General features: G+C 72.0%; 15 protein-coding genes and 1 tRNA gene. 2 read left to right on the top strand and 14 right to left on the bottom strand.

What is annotated here, in order from left to right; translation table 11 throughout:
* Window positions 1–2: 2 nt before the first annotated feature.
* Window positions 3–1,097 (bottom strand): glycolate oxidase subunit GlcE, encoded by a 1,095-nt coding sequence (gene glcE / locus BM272_RS04580; protein WP_093427582.1) that lies wholly within the window; start codon window positions 1,095–1,097, stop codon window positions 3–5.
* A gap of 7 nt (window positions 1,098–1,104) precedes the next feature.
* Window positions 1,105–2,625 (bottom strand): FAD-linked oxidase C-terminal domain-containing protein, encoded by a 1,521-nt coding sequence (locus BM272_RS04575; protein ID WP_093427581.1) that lies wholly within the window; start codon window positions 2,623–2,625, stop codon window positions 1,105–1,107.
* A gap of 383 nt (window positions 2,626–3,008) precedes the next feature.
* Here BM272_RS04575 and BM272_RS04570 point away from each other — a divergent pair, with 383 nt between their 5' ends.
* Window positions 3,009–4,199, top strand: a complete 1,191-nt coding sequence (locus BM272_RS04570) for a pyridoxal-phosphate-dependent aminotransferase family protein (RefSeq protein ID WP_093427580.1) — start codon at window positions 3,009–3,011, stop codon at window positions 4,197–4,199.
* Between the two features lie 93 nt (window positions 4,200–4,292).
* Here BM272_RS04570 and BM272_RS04565 read toward each other — a convergent pair whose 3' ends face one another.
* A complete protein-coding gene (locus tag BM272_RS04565) occupies window positions 4,293–4,724 on the bottom strand; it encodes a c-type cytochrome (protein ID WP_162841048.1) in 432 nt (143 codons plus the stop codon).
* 183 nt (window positions 4,725–4,907) lie between these two features.
* On the opposite strand from BM272_RS04565, the gene BM272_RS04560 reads away from it, so the two are divergent.
* Window positions 4,908–4,984 (top strand) — tRNA-Arg (locus BM272_RS04560).
* Between the two features lie 224 nt (window positions 4,985–5,208).
* Here BM272_RS04560 and BM272_RS04555 read toward each other — a convergent pair.
* The 11 genes from BM272_RS04555 to ubiA all read right to left on the bottom strand — a co-directional run bounded on the left by BM272_RS04555 (window position 5,209) and on the right by ubiA (window position 12,955).
* Complete coding sequence (locus BM272_RS04555; protein WP_093427579.1) at window positions 5,209–5,769, bottom strand: hypothetical protein; 561 nt, start codon at window positions 5,767–5,769, stop codon at window positions 5,209–5,211.
* 96 nt (window positions 5,770–5,865) lie between these two features.
* Window positions 5,866–6,606, bottom strand: coding sequence for an adenosylcobinamide-GDP ribazoletransferase (cobS, locus tag BM272_RS04550; protein ID WP_205407745.1), 741 nt, complete (start codon window positions 6,604–6,606; stop codon window positions 5,866–5,868).
* Window positions 6,603–7,229 carry a histidine phosphatase family protein gene (locus tag BM272_RS04545; protein WP_240308019.1) on the bottom strand — a complete coding sequence of 209 codons (627 nt, stop codon included), beginning with the start codon at window positions 7,227–7,229 and terminating at the stop codon, window positions 6,603–6,605. The genes cobS and BM272_RS04545 overlap by 4 nt, the downstream gene beginning before the upstream one ends.
* Window positions 7,226–8,275, bottom strand: coding sequence for a nicotinate-nucleotide--dimethylbenzimidazole phosphoribosyltransferase (gene cobT, locus BM272_RS04540; RefSeq protein ID WP_093427578.1), 1,050 nt, complete (start codon window positions 8,273–8,275; stop codon window positions 7,226–7,228). Before cobT ends, BM272_RS04545 begins: the two co-directional genes overlap by 4 nt.
* Window positions 8,272–8,787 carry a bifunctional adenosylcobinamide kinase/adenosylcobinamide-phosphate guanylyltransferase gene (gene cobU / locus BM272_RS04535; RefSeq protein ID WP_093427577.1) on the bottom strand — a complete coding sequence of 172 codons (516 nt, stop codon included), beginning with the start codon at window positions 8,785–8,787 and terminating at the stop codon, window positions 8,272–8,274. The genes cobT and cobU overlap by 4 nt, the downstream gene beginning before the upstream one ends.
* A gap of 3 nt (window positions 8,788–8,790) precedes the next feature.
* Window positions 8,791–9,684: a hypothetical protein gene (locus tag BM272_RS04530; RefSeq protein ID WP_093427576.1), complete on the bottom strand. Its 894-nt coding sequence runs from the start codon at window positions 9,682–9,684 to the stop codon at window positions 8,791–8,793.
* Window positions 9,681–10,103, bottom strand: a complete 423-nt coding sequence (locus BM272_RS04525) for a CBS domain-containing protein (RefSeq protein ID WP_093427575.1) — start codon at window positions 10,101–10,103, stop codon at window positions 9,681–9,683. Before BM272_RS04525 ends, BM272_RS04530 begins: the two co-directional genes overlap by 4 nt.
* The gene (locus BM272_RS04520; RefSeq protein WP_093427574.1) at window positions 10,100–10,450 is read right to left on the bottom strand and encodes a P-II family nitrogen regulator; all 351 of its coding nucleotides are present in this window, start codon (window positions 10,448–10,450) and stop codon (window positions 10,100–10,102) included. The genes BM272_RS04525 and BM272_RS04520 overlap by 4 nt, the downstream gene beginning before the upstream one ends.
* An 18-nt stretch (window positions 10,451–10,468) precedes the next feature.
* Entirely contained in the window at window positions 10,469–11,245 is a 777-nt protein-coding gene (locus BM272_RS13975; protein ID WP_240308018.1) for a DUF1538 domain-containing protein, read from the bottom strand.
* Window positions 11,242–11,964: a DUF1538 family protein gene (locus BM272_RS13970; RefSeq protein ID WP_093427759.1), complete on the bottom strand. Its 723-nt coding sequence runs from the start codon at window positions 11,962–11,964 to the stop codon at window positions 11,242–11,244. Before BM272_RS13970 ends, BM272_RS13975 begins: the two co-directional genes overlap by 4 nt.
* Window positions 11,965–12,052: 88 nt before the next feature.
* Entirely contained in the window at window positions 12,053–12,955 is a 903-nt protein-coding gene (ubiA, locus tag BM272_RS04505) for a 4-hydroxybenzoate octaprenyltransferase (RefSeq protein WP_093427573.1), read from the bottom strand.
* Window positions 12,956–12,962 lie beyond the last annotated feature (7 nt).

Genomic DNA, 12,962 nt, shown 5'->3' with positions numbered 1-12,962 from the left:
GGTCAGAGCTCGCGGTAGAGGCGGCCGGGATTGAGGATCCCGTGGGGGTCGAAGGCGGCCTTGAGGCGCTGCTGGACGGCCAGGGCCGGCGCCGTGGGCGGGGTCAGGACCTCCCCCTCCGGCGCGGCGCCGCGGACGTGGACGGCGTGGCCGCCGGCCTCCCGAGCCACGGCTCGAACGCGCTCCGCCGGGGCCTCCCCGGCCAGCCAGCGCTGCGCCCCGCCCCAGTCCAGCAGCCAGTCGCCGGGCAGGTCCCGACCCAGGGCCGGGGCGGCCGGCGGCACCGCCAGCCGCCAGAGCGGGGCCTCGCCATCGGAGAAGGGGCCGCCGAAGAAGGGGTGGGTGCGATCCCGCAGGGCGGCCCAGAAGGCCTCGCCGGCCTCCGCCTCGCCGCCGATGCGCTCGCCGGCCTCGGCCACCGCCGACTCGTTACCGGCCAGGCGCAGATGCAGCCGGCCATCGACCCAGGCGGCGCCGGCCAGGGGGAGCGGGGTCCGCCCCCACTCCACCATGCGTGCCCGGGCGGCGTCGGCCCCCATGGCCAGCACCCGGGTCGCCTCGGCCGGCGGCCGGGGCAGGACCTTCAGGGAGACCTCCAGCAGGATCCCGAGGATCCCCAGGGCGCCGGCCTGGAGCCGGGCGATGTCGTAACCGGCGACGTTCTTCATCACCTGGCCGCCGAAGCGCAGGGCCTGCCCCTGCCCGTCCAGCAGCCGCACCCCCAGCAGGGCGTCGCGTACGCCACCGGTCCAGGCGCGGCGCGGCCCGGCCAGGCCGCTGGCCACGGCCCCGCCGATGGTGGAACCGGCCCCGAAGCGCGGCGGCTCGAAACCGAGCATCTGACCCTCGGCGGCCAGGGCCGCCTCCAGCTCCGCCAGCGGCGTGCCGCCGCGGACGGTGACCACCAGCTCCGAGGGCTCGTAGGCGACGATGCCGCTGTGGCCGGCCACGGCCAGCGGCGTCCCTGCCTCCGGGCGGCCGCAGCCGGCCCGGGTGCCGCCGCCGCGAATGGCCAGGGGGGTGCCGCTGGCGGCCGCCTCGGCCACGGCGGCGGCCAGCTCCGCCTCGCGGTCCTGGTGGGTGGGATTCGGACTCATGGCGGCCTCAGAAGCGGGGGATATCCGGGAAGGGGAGCTCCCCCTCGTGGACGTGGAGCCCGCCGTGCTCGGCGCAGCGGGTGAGCGTGGGCACCGCCTTGCCGGGATTGAGCAGTCCGGCGGGGTCGAAGGCGGCCTTCACGGCGTAGAAGCGCTCCAGCTCGGCGGCACCGAACTGGCTGCACATGGCATCCAGCTTCTCCACGCCAACGCCGTGCTCGCCGGTGACCGTCCCGCCGCGGGCCACGCACAGCTCCAGGATGGCCCGGCCGGCGGCCTCGGCGCGCTCCAGATCGCCCTCCCGATTGGCATCGTAGAGGACCAGGGGGTGGAGGTTGCCGTCGCCGGCGTGGAAGACGTTGGCCGCGCTCAGGCCCTGGTCGCGGCAGATCTCGCCGATGCGGAGGAGGACCTCGCCCAGGTGCTTGCGCGGGATGGTGCCGTCGATGCAGTAGTAGTCCGGCGCCAGCCGGCCGGTGGCCGGGAAGGCGGCCTTGCGCCCGGACCAGAAGGTGGCCGCCTGCTCCGGGGTATCGGCGGTGCGCACCTCGGTGGCCCCGGCCTCGCGCAGAATGGCGCGCACCCGGGCCACCTCCTCGGAGACCTCGCGGTTGGTCCCGTCCAGCTCGCACAGGAGGATGGCCGCGGCGTCGGTGGGGTAGCCGGCGTGGACGAAGTCCTCCGCCGCCCGGATGGCCGGGTTGTCCATCATCTCCAGCCCCGCCGGGATGATGCCGGCGGCGATGACGGCGGCCACCGCCGCGCCGGCCGCCTCCACGTCATCGAAGGCGGCAAGCATCACCTGGACCCGCTCCGGCTTCGGCGTCAGCCGCACCGTCGCCTCCATGACCAGCCCCAGCATGCCCTCGCTGCCGTGCATCAGGGCCAGCAGATCGAGCCCCGGCCCGTCCGGCCCCTTGCCGCCCAGCTCCAGCTCCTCCCCCTCCATGGTGAGCACCCGCAGGCCGGTGACGTTGTGGACGGTGAGCCCGTACTTGAGGCAGTGGACGCCGCCGGCATTCTCGGCAACGTTGCCGCCGATGGTGCAGGCGATCTGCGAGGAGGGGTCGGGGGCGTAGAAGAGGCCGTGGGGGGCCGCCGCCTCGGAGACGGCAAGGTTGCGTACCCCGGGCTGCACCCGGGCGCAGCGGTTGTCGGCGTCGATCTCCAGGATCCGGTTGAAGCGGGCCAGGGAGAGGACCACGCCCCGCTCCAGCGGCAGCGCACCGCCGGAGAGGCTGGTCCCCGCGCCGCGGGCGACCACCGGCATGGCGCGGGCGTGGCAGGCGGCGAGGACGGCACGGACCTGCTCCTCGGTCTCCGGGATGACCACCAGCATGGGGAGCTGGCGATAGGCGGAGAGGCCGTCGCACTCCCAGGGGCGCAACTCCTCCTCGGTGGTGATCACCGCCGACTCGGGGAGGTGGCGGCGCAGCGCCCGGGCCAGTTCGGCTGCTTCCTCGGGGTTCGAGGGGGCCGTGGCGCCATTCGGGCCGGGCCCGGGTGGTGCGGTGCCGGTTGGTTCCATGGTAGGGTTCCGCATCCCGCAGCAGAGCGGTCAAGTTTACGCGCGAGCGGCGCGGCGGGACAAGGACGGGCTGCTGGACAACGACATTCGTCCGGGCAGTAGAGTCCGCAACTGATAGGCCTGTGGCGGGGTCTGGTTCGGGCCCGGGCAATGAGGCTTCGACTGGGGCCATCGGGGCGGCAGGGGTGGTCCGGGGACGCTGTGAATACATCCCTGTACGCTCCACGACGGCCATCCATGGCCGTCGGGGCCCCGGACCACCCCTGCCGCCCCGATGGCCGTGCCCGCTTATCGGCTAACCGGCTCCGTTCCGAACAAACCGACCCCGGTGGCACCACTAGCGCCGCTCGCTGAAGAACATCCCTAACCGAGGCTGGAAACCGATGACCACGCAATCCTTCCATCCGCCCGAGCGAACCCTCATGGGCCCCGGCCCCTCCGACGTCCACCCGCGCATCCTCGAGGCGCTCTCCCGGCCGACCATCGGCCACCTGGACCCCGTCTTCGTGGAGATGATGGAGGAGGTGAAGGGGCTGCTGCAGTACGCCTTCCGCACCGAGAACCGGCTGACCCTGCCGGTCTCCGCCCCCGGCTCCGCCGGCATGGAGATGTGCTTCGTGAACCTGGTGGAGCCGGGCGACCAGGTCATCGTCTGCAAGAACGGCGTCTTCGGTAACCGCATGCAGGAGAACGTCGAGCGCTGCGGTGGCACCGCCATCCTGGTCGAGGACGAGTGGGGCAGCCCGGTGGACCCGGCCAAGGTCGAGGAGGCCCTCAAGGCCAACCCCGACGCCAAGGTCGTGGCCTTCGTCCACGCCGAGACCTCCACCGGCGCCCAGTCGGATGCGGCCACCCTCTGCGGCCTGGCCCGGGAGCACGGCTGCCTGACCATCGTCGACACCGTTACCTCCCTGGGCGGCACCCCGGTGGAGGTCGATGCCTGGGGCGCCGACGCCGTCTACAGCGGCACCCAGAAGTGCCTCTCCTGCACCCCCGGCCTCTCCCCCGTGACCTTCAGCGAGCGCGCCGTGGAGGCCATCGGCAACCGGAAGACGAAGGTCCAGAGCTGGTTCCTCGACCTCAACCTGGTCATGGGCTACTGGGGCAACGAGGGCGGCGCCAAGCGTGCCTACCACCACACCGCCCCCATCAACCCGCTCTACGCCCTCCACGAGGCGCTGGTGATCCTCCGGGAGGAGGGGCTGGAGAACGCCTGGGCCCGCCACGCGCGGATGCACGAGGCGCTCAAGGCCGGCATCGAGGCCATGGGGCTGAGCTTCTTCGTGGACGAGGCCCACCGCCTGCCCCAGCTCAACTCCGTCACCATCCCCGAGGGGGTGGACGAGGCGCGGGTGCGCAGCCGGCTGCTGGAGCAGTACAACCTGGAGATCGGCGCCGGCCTCGGCCCCATGGCCGGGAAGATCTGGCGCATCGGCCTCATGGGCCACTCCGCCAGTGCCACCAACATCCTCAACTGCCTGGGTGCGCTGGACGCCGTCCTGAGCGACGAGGGGGCGGCCATCCAGAGCGGTCGCGCCGTACCGGCGGCCATGGCGAAGCTCGGCAACGGCTGAGACATCCGGTGGCGCCCGATTCCGGGCGCCCACACGCAAAAGGGGCCGGCACGCCACGCGTGCCGGCCCCTTTTCATTCGGATCAGCCGGGTATCAGAGGCTGATCCCGGTCTCCTCGAGCATGTACTCGATGGCCGCCTGGACCTCCTCCTCGGAGAGGGAGGGGTTGCCGCCCTTGGCCGGCATGGCGTTGAAGCCGTTGAGGGCGTGGTCCATGAGGGTGTCCATGCCCTTGTCGGCGCGCGGCTGCCACTGGCCCTTCTCGCCCATGATGGGCGCACCGGCGGCGCCGTTGTCGTGACAGGCGGCGCAGACCTGGCTGTAGACCTCGGAGGCTGCCATGGGACCGGACTCCTCGGCGGCCTCTTCCTTGTCCACGGCGGTCACCGAGCCCACCGGGGCGATGCGCTCCTCGATGATCTCCTTCTCCATCGGATCCTGCTCGGGGGCCTCCATCACCGCCCAGGCGCTACCCGCCACGAGCGCCGCGGCCGCGGCCACGCTCCAACGCTTGAATGTATGCATGCCGGAAACCTCGCTTGGCTGCTTGTCGTTTTCGCGGGTGCGGGCGGCGCCGCCACCCTCGCTAAGTCTTCCAAGCGCGGGAGTATAGCCGCATCAAGTGCGCGAGAAAACACACCCGGCCCCAGCTCGCCCTCCGGGCTGTGGACGAACGCCGCCACGAGCGCTATCCTGTGCAACTTCTCAGCGCCCGTAGCTCAGCTGGATAGAGCGCCACCCTCCGGAGGTGGAAGTCAGAGGTTCGAATCCTCTCGGGCGCACCATCTCCCGGGCGGCCGGCCCCTCCTCGCCGACCGCCGCTCCTGCAGCATCGCCGAATCCTGAAAGCCCCCTCCGAACGGAGCGTTGCGATGCGCCCCGATGCGTTCCCCTGGGCGTGGCCGCCACATCTCGGCCACACGCCCCGGGGCCCCACGCAAAGAGGGGCCGCCCCTGACGGGACGGCCCCTCGGCGCTCGGCCCTGCCGAACGGGTCCGACGAGGTGGGCTAGAAGTTCACGCCGACCTTGGCCATGACCCGGGTGTTGCTCAGGTCTTCCTCGACGGAGCCGAAGTCGGCCTCGGTGGTCCACTGGTAGCGGGCCTCGGCGCCGACGAAGGCGGGGCCGAAGTCGTAGTTGACGCTGGCACCGGCCTGGAGGGCGAAGACGCTGTCATCACCGGCGCCGTCCAGGTCGCCCTGGACCAGACCGAAGCCCGGGCCGGCGCCCACGGTGAGATTGCCGTCGTCGACGAAGAGGTAGTGGGGATTGAGCTCCAGGTGGGTGGTCTCCAGACCGTCCTCGTCGTACTGGGTGAGGCTCACCTGCTGGCGGATCCGGCCGCTGTCCACGGCGAGCAGCGGGCAGTTGAGGGCGAACTCGACGCCGGCGATGGAGCCGCTGTCGGCGCCGTCCGAGTCGAACTCCTGACTACCGCCCACCACGGCCACGGAGGGCGCGGCGCTATAGCTATCCTCGGCGACGGGGAACCAGTCGGCGGCGGAGGCGGTACCGGCGGCCAGGGTCAGGCCGGCGGCAACGGTGGAGGCGATCAGCGTACGCTGCATGGGTTGCTCCTTGTCACGGTTGGATGGGGTCTGAATATCAGTATGCGCTAATATTAGGACACCATCCCTACCTTGCAACCCCTCCGGAGCCGGGCCTTACGCCACCAGCGCCATGGCGACGAGGGCGGCCGCCTCCACCAGCTCCACGCCGGCCCCCACGGTGTCGCCGGTGGTGCCGCCCAGGCGGCGCAGGAGGAAGGAGCGCAGGAGCCCGGCTACGAGGAAGGCGGCCGCCAGGCCCGCCACGGCCGCCAGGGGATCCAGGACCAGCAGCACCAGGGCCGCGGCGGCCAGGCCGCCCAGGGTCGCCTGCCGCGGCGCCGAGGCCAGCGCCTCCCCCAGGCCGCCGGCGCGGAGGTAGGGGGTCGTCAGGAGCAGACCGGCGGGCACCAGCCGCGCCAGGACCACGGCCAGGAAGAGCCCCGTGGCACCGGCCTGGGCGCCGGCGGCCACCTTCACCAGCAGCACGGCGACAAGGACGGCGGTCCCCACCGGTCCGATGGCCATGTCCTGGAGGATGGCCAGCATCCGCTCGCGGTCCCCGCCCCCCCCGACCCAGGCGTCGGCGGTATCCGAGAGACCGTCCAGATGGAGTGCCCCGGTGATGGCGACCAGGGCCGCCACCGCCAGTGCCGCCGCCAGGAGCTCGCCCCCCGCCGGGGCGACCAGCGCGTAGAGGGCCGCCACCGGCAGGCCGATGGCGAGGCCGGCAGCGGGATACCAGGCCAGGGAGGCGGCAACGGCCTGCTCGTCCATCGCCCTGGGCTCCGGCGTGGGCAGCCGGGTGAGGAAACGCAGGGCGAGCCAGAGGCCGTCCGGACTCCCCGGGGCTTTCACGTCTGGGCCTCCGGCAGCGGCGCGGCATGGGTGACGATCTGGGGCCAGACGTCGCCGTCCAGCTCGTGGACCGCCAGGCGGGTCAGGCTGGCGTAACCCACGCTCATGCGGAAGAGGGCGTGATCGGGGGCCTCCAGCAGCCCGGCCACCAGGCCGCGGATCACCCCGGCGTGGGCCACCAGCAGGACGTGGCCGTCCCCCTCCGCGGCCAGCAGCCGCTCCCAGGCGGCCGCCAGCCGGGCGCGGAAGTCGCCCACCGGCTCCGCCCCGGGCGGGCGATGGCCGGCGGGATCGGCGCGAAAGGCGCGCAGGGCATGGGGCTCGGCCGCCTCCACCTCGGCGTGGGTCCGCCCCTCCCACTCGCCGAAGCCGATCTCGCGGAAATCGGGCTCCACGCGCAGGGGCAGGTCGCGCTCCCCCGCCAGCGCCTCGGCGAAGGCGCGGCAGCGGGTCAGCGGCGAGGTCACCACGGCGGTCCAGGGCGTGGCCCCGGCGACGGCGGCGCGCATCTGCGCCCAGCCGGTCTCGCTCAGGGGGTCGTCCGACTGGCCGCGGAAGCGCTTGCCGCCCACCGGCTCGCCGTGGCGGATAAGGTCCACGGTCGTGTGGTGCTCGCCGATCACGTCAGCCCCGCCTCGGCGAAGGTGGCCATCTCGCGATGGATGGCGGCCGCGGAGCGCAGGAGCGGCACCGCCGTGGCCGCCCCGCTCCCCTCGCCCAGGCGCAGCCCCAGATCGAGCAGCGGGGTGTCGTCCAGGGCGGCCACCAGCCGACGATGGCCCGGCTCGGCGGAGACGTGGCCCAGGAAGAGCCAGTCGGCCACCGCCGGGTTGGCGCGCACCGCCACCAGGGCGGCCGCCGTGGCGATGAAGCCGTCCACCACCGCCGGGATGCCATCGTGGGCGGCGGCGATATAGGCTCCCGCCATGGCGGCGATCTCGAAACCGCCCAGGCAGCGCAGCGTCTCCAGGGGGTCCGCACCGGCATCACCGTGGAGCGCCAGGGCGCGCCGGATCACCTTCACCTTGTGGGAAACCCCGGCCTCGTCCAGGCCGGTGCCCGGGCCGGCCAGCTCCACCGGATCCAGCCGCAGCAGGGCCGAGGCCAGCGCCGTGGCCGGGGTGGTATTACCGATGCCCATTTCGCCGGCAACGAAGAGCCGGGTGCCGGCGCTCCGGGCCCGGTCCACCGCCGCGCGCCCGACATCCAGGGCCGCCACGCACTGATCGGTGCTCATGGCCGGCCCCTCGACGAAGTTGGCCGTCCCCGGCCCCACCCGCTGGGGGATCACTCCGCCCAGGCGGCCGGGGTCCTGGATCACCCCGGCATCCACCACCTCCAGCTCGGCGCCGGCGGCGCGGGCCAGGGCATTGATGGCCGCACCACCGGCGGCGAAATTCTGCACCATGGCCAGGGTGACCTCGGCGGGGAAGGCGGAGATCCCCTCGGAGGTCACGCCGTGGTCGGCGGCGAAGACCACCACCCGCACCGGGTCCACCCGCGGGGCCTGGGTCCCCTGAAGCGCCGCCAGCCGGACCGCGATCGCTTCCAGGTGCCCCAGGGAGCCGGGAGGCTTGGTCAGCTCCTGCTGACGCCGCTCCGCCGCCTGCCGGACGGCCGGTTCGGGGCCGGCCGGGGGCTTGCTTACCCAGGCGGGAAAATCATTCATGCTGCCTCCTTCAGAACCCAGGGCAGGCCGGCCACCACCAGGGTGACGCGGTCGCAGCAAGCGGCCACGGCCTGGTTGAGCCGGCCCGCCTCGTCGGCGTAGCGGCGTGTCTCCGCCCCCAGGGGCACGATGCCGCTACCCACCTCGTTGCTCACCAGGACCACCGGCCCGGCGGCGGACTCCAGGGCCCGCAGCAGTTCCTCGCGCTCGGCGGCAAAGCGCTCCTCGCCGGCGGCCAGGGCATTGGCCAGCCACAGGGTGAGGCAATCCACCAGGACCACCCCGTCCGGGATCGCGGTGTTCCGCAGGGCGCGCCCCAGGGCCAGCGGCTCCTCCACCAGGCCCCAGTGGGCGGGGCGCCGCGAGCGATGGTGGGCGATACGCTCCGCCATCTCGGTATCCCCGGCCGTGGCCGTGGCCAGGTAGGTGACCGCGCCGCCAAGCTGCTCGGCCCGCTCCTCGGCCAGACGGCTCTTGCCGCTACGGGCCCCGCCCAGAAAGAGCTCGACCATGCCTCAGCCAAACCACCCCGCGAGGGTCATCAGGGCCAGCACCGCCAGCCAGATGACCAGGCTCCGGCGAACCAGGGCGAAGGCCTCGGCCACCGGCTTGCCGCCCTCGTTCTTCGCCTCGGCCTCGCGCAGGCGGTCGGCGTCGACATCCAGGGCGCCCTGGCCCACGGCCACCAGCAGCTCACGGGCATCGGCACCCACCCGCAGGAGGCGCCGACGCAGGGCGGTCGCCGCCTCCGCGAAACGCCCGGAGAGGGCATAGCCCGCCGCCAGCAGCCGCGCCGAGGGCCAGGCGAGGATGGCGTGGAGCAGGTCCGCCGCTCGGGCGAAGCCGCCCACGCTCCTTTCCCGGACTGCGTGCCCCCGCAGGACCACGCTCAGGCGGTGGAGCACGGCGCCCACCGGCCCCAGGACGGCGAACCAGAACAGGGTGCCGAAGAGGCGCTCGTGGGCCTCGGTAAGGACGCCCCGGGTGGCCAGCACCGTGCCCCAGGGATCGTCGTCCCGATCCCCGTCCTCGGCCGAGGTACTACCGGCGAGTTCATCCGCGTAGTGGCAGGCCGCCTCCCGGGAGCCGCGCAGGCGCGCACCCTCGAACTCCTCCACATCATCCTCCAGGCAGCGCGGCCCCAGGGAGAAGAGCAGGACGGCGGCGGCGAAGAGGAAGCCGAACAGGCCCAGCAGCTCCGACAGCCCCTGGTAGAGCAGGCCCACGCCGAGGAGGATCGGTGCCAGGGCCAGGATCACCCCGGCCGGCCCGGCCTGGAAGGCGTAGCCCCCCAGGCGCTGATTGAGCCAGTCGGTCCAGGCATTGAACCAGTCCCAGCGGCGCCACTCGGCGAGCACCCCCAGGAAGCGGTCGACGACCAGGGCAAGGGCGATAGCGAGGAACGTCATGAGTTAACACCTCCCGGCCGCAGGCCGTTGAGGACCATGTCGGTGTAGCTGACAATACCGACGATCCGGCGACCCTCCATCACCGGCGCCCGGGCCAGGCCGAAGCGCTCGAACAGGCGGGCGCAGTAGCGGATGTCCATCTCCGGGTCGACCCCGAGCACCGGCTTGGACATGACCTCGTAGACGTTCACCCGCTCCGGCGCCCGATCCCGAGCCAGCACCTGCTTGGCGATATCCGCCAGCAGCACGATGCCGTACTCGTCGTCGTCGTGGCGGCGGTCGACGATGAGGCTCTTGGTCTCGGTGTGGCGCATCTCCTCCAGCGCCTCGGCGACGGTGAGCATGCCGTCGACGATATCCACCTTCTCCTTCATGACCGCCCGTACGCGGACGGGCTCGCGATGCTGGTGGTTGCTCATATCTCGTCCTCCACGAGGTTGGTGAGCTGGCGCACCTGCCGGGTCACGCCCACGGCGTCTTCCACGTCCACCTGGAAGGCGATGCCGGTGCCGGGGTTCTCCTCGAACTCCGCCACCTCGCCGATGCGCTCAAGGATACGCCGGGAGAGGTGCTCTTCCACCAGGAAGAGCAGCACGTCCCGCTGGGTCTGCAGGGAGAGGCCGAAGAAGGTCTTCTGCTTGCCCAGCCCCTCGCCGCGCGCCTGGTTGATGATGGTGGAGCCGGTGGCGCCCTCCTCCTTGGCGGCGCGCATGACCTCCTCGGTCTTGTCGTCTTCAACCAGGGTGATGATGAGCTTGAAGTGCATGGTTTCCTCCGCGAGAGCCTAGCCCGCCCGCCGACGCGCGCGCCAGTCGCTCAACTGGGCGTAGGCCATGACGGTAACGATGGGAAAGAGACAGGTGGTAGCGATCATGCCGAAGCCGTCCAGCACCGGGTCCCGGCCGGGGATGGTCCCGGCCAGCCCCAGCCCCAGGGCGGTGACGATGGGCACGGTCACCGTGGAGGTGGTCACCCCGCCGGAGTCGTAGGCGAGCGGGATGATCGCCCGGGGCGCCAGGAAGGTCTGGATGATGACCAGGGCGTAGGCCACCGAGACCACCGCCGCCAGCGGGATCCCGGTGACGATGCGCAGGGCGCCGATGGCGATCCCCAGGGCGGCGCCGATCCCCACGGCCACCCGCAGTCCCCAGACGCCGACCACCCCGCCGGAGACCTGGTTCGCCTTGATGGCCACGGCGATGAGCGCCGGCTCGGCCATGGCGGTGGCGAAGCCGATGGTCGCCCCGAAGAGGTAGACCCAGTAGTAGTCGTGCCAGATCAGGTCCCCGGCCTCGGCGCCCTCCTCACCGGTGATGAAGGCCGGGTCGGTAAGCTGGCGCGCCATGAGGTCGCCCAGGGGGAAGAGCGCCTGGTCCAGCCCCGCCAGGAAGAGGGTCAGCCCGGCGACCACGTAGCCAAAGCCCAGGAGCACCCGGCCCACGTGGGGCACCCGCTTGCGCAGCACCAGCGCCTGGAAGACGAACAGGATCACGGCGATGGGCAGGACATCGCGCAGCGTCCCCAGGAGAACCTCGCCCAGGGTGGCGAACAGGCCGCTCAAAGAACCACCCCGTAGGCCAGAACGAAGAGGATGGGCATCACCGAGGCGAAGGCGATGATGCCGAAGCCGTCCAGCACCGGGTTGCGCCCCTCGATGCTGGAGGCCAGCCCCACGCCCAGGGCGGTGACCAGGGGCACGGTAATGGTGGAGGTGGTCACGCCGCCGGCGTCATAGGCGATGCCGATGATGCTCTCCGGGGCGATGCTGGTGAGCGCCAGGACCAGGGCGTAGCCCGTGATCACCAGGTAGTGGAGCGGCCAGCCCTTGAGGATGCGCAGCACCCCCAGGAGGACGGCACTGCCCACCGCCAGCGCCACCACGTAGCGCAGGACCAGCGCGTACTCCGCCCGGGCGACATCGGTATCGGCGATCACCCCGGCGGTGGCCACCGTCTCCGCGGCCTTGTCCGCCACCGCCACCAGGGCCGGCTCCGCCACGGTAGTCCCGAAGCCCAGGGCGAAGGCGAAGGTGAAGAGCCAGAAGGCGCTGCCCTTGCGGGCGAAGGCGCGCGCCATGGATTCGCCCAGGGGGAAGAGCCCCATCTCCAGCCCCCGTATGAAGAGGGTCAGCCCCAGAACCACCAGGACCGCGCCGGAGAGGATGGCACTCACCTCCGGCAGGGGCTGGCGCACCACCACCGCCTGGAAGAAGCCAATAACCAGGACGATGGGTGCCAGATCCCGGAGGCTGCCCAGGAAGGGGGCCAGTACCGAGCGCAGGTATTGGTTCAAGGGTGATCCCCCACTGGTGGAATCGGAATGGGTCAGCCTATCGCGCCGGGGTCCGGCTGTTAACCCGGCGCTCGCCTCAACCGCCGCCCCCCAGAGGTACGAGCCGATCCAGGACGATGCCGATGAAGATGGCGAAGCCGAACCAGTTGTTGTGGAGGAAGGCCTCGAAGCAGCGCCGGGGATCGCGGTCCTCGATGAGTAGCTGGTGCCACGCTGCCAGACCGGCGGCCACGGTGATACCCATGTAGTAGAAGGCACCGAGCTGGAGCTTCAGCCCCAGCAGGAACAGGGCAATGACCGCCGCGGTCTGGAGAACGCCGACCCAGAAGCGGTCCAGCTCGCCGAAGAGGATGGCCGTCGACTTCACGCCGATCTTCAGGTCCTCCTCGCGATCGGCCATGCCGTACATGGTGTCGTAGGCGGTGGTCCAGAGCAGGTTGGCGATGAAGAGCAGCCACCCCTCCGGCGGCACGTGGCCGGCCTGGGCCGCCCACGCCATGGGCACCGACCAGCCGAAGGCGGCACCGAGGACCACCTGGGGCAGATGGGTGTAGCGCTTGGCGAAGGGGTAGGCCGCCGCCAGCAGCACTCCCACGAAGGCGAGCTGGATGGTCAGGGTGTTGGTGAACAGGACCAGGATGAAGGCGAGCAGACAGAGACCGGCGAAGAGCGCCAGCGCCTCTCCCGGACTCACTCGCCCGGCGGCCAGTGGCCGGTCGCGGGTACGGCGGACATGGGGGTCGAAATCGCGGTCGGCGAAGTCGTTGATGACGCAGCCGGCCGAGCGCATGAGGAAGACCCCCACGAAGAAGATGAGGAAGAGGTGGAGGTCCGGGAAGCCATCGGCGGCCAGCCACAGCGCCCAGAGGGTGGGCCAGAGCAGCAGCAGGGTGCCGATGGGCCGGTCCACCCGCATGAGCCGGCCGTAGTCGGCGAGTCGGGCCCGCCGCCGGGGTGTGAGGAGCGCGCCGGTGGCCATGCTGCCC

It is taken from the genome of Thiohalospira halophila DSM 15071 (genome assembly GCF_900112605.1).
Taxonomy (GTDB): domain Bacteria; phylum Pseudomonadota; class Gammaproteobacteria; order Thiohalospirales; family Thiohalospiraceae; genus Thiohalospira; species Thiohalospira halophila.
Note: the sequence above shows the minus strand (reverse complement) of the source record. Positions and strands in the feature narration are given on the sequence as shown.

Coding starts and splice junctions, on each gene's coding strand:
- glcE (WP_093427582.1), bottom strand. CDS start 1,097: ATGAGTCCGAATCCCACCCACCAGGACCGCGAGGCGGAGCTGGCCGCC.
- BM272_RS04575 (WP_093427581.1), bottom strand. CDS start 2,625: ATGGAACCAACCGGCACCGCACCACCCGGGCCCGGCCCGAATGGCGCC.
- BM272_RS04570 (WP_093427580.1), top strand. CDS start 3,009: ATGACCACGCAATCCTTCCATCCGCCCGAGCGAACCCTCATGGGCCCC.
- BM272_RS04565 (WP_162841048.1), bottom strand. CDS start 4,724: ATGCATACATTCAAGCGTTGGAGCGTGGCCGCGGCCGCGGCGCTCGTG.
- BM272_RS04555 (WP_093427579.1), bottom strand. CDS start 5,769: ATGCAGCGTACGCTGATCGCCTCCACCGTTGCCGCCGGCCTGACCCTG.
- cobT (WP_093427578.1), bottom strand. CDS start 8,275: ATGAATGATTTTCCCGCCTGGGTAAGCAAGCCCCCGGCCGGCCCCGAA.
- cobU (WP_093427577.1), bottom strand. CDS start 8,787: ATGGTCGAGCTCTTTCTGGGCGGGGCCCGTAGCGGCAAGAGCCGTCTG.
- BM272_RS04530 (WP_093427576.1), bottom strand. CDS start 9,684: ATGACGTTCCTCGCTATCGCCCTTGCCCTGGTCGTCGACCGCTTCCTG.
- BM272_RS04525 (WP_093427575.1), bottom strand. CDS start 10,103: ATGAGCAACCACCAGCATCGCGAGCCCGTCCGCGTACGGGCGGTCATG.
- BM272_RS04520 (WP_093427574.1), bottom strand. CDS start 10,450: ATGCACTTCAAGCTCATCATCACCCTGGTTGAAGACGACAAGACCGAG.
- ubiA (WP_093427573.1), bottom strand. CDS start 12,955: ATGGCCACCGGCGCGCTCCTCACACCCCGGCGGCGGGCCCGACTCGCC.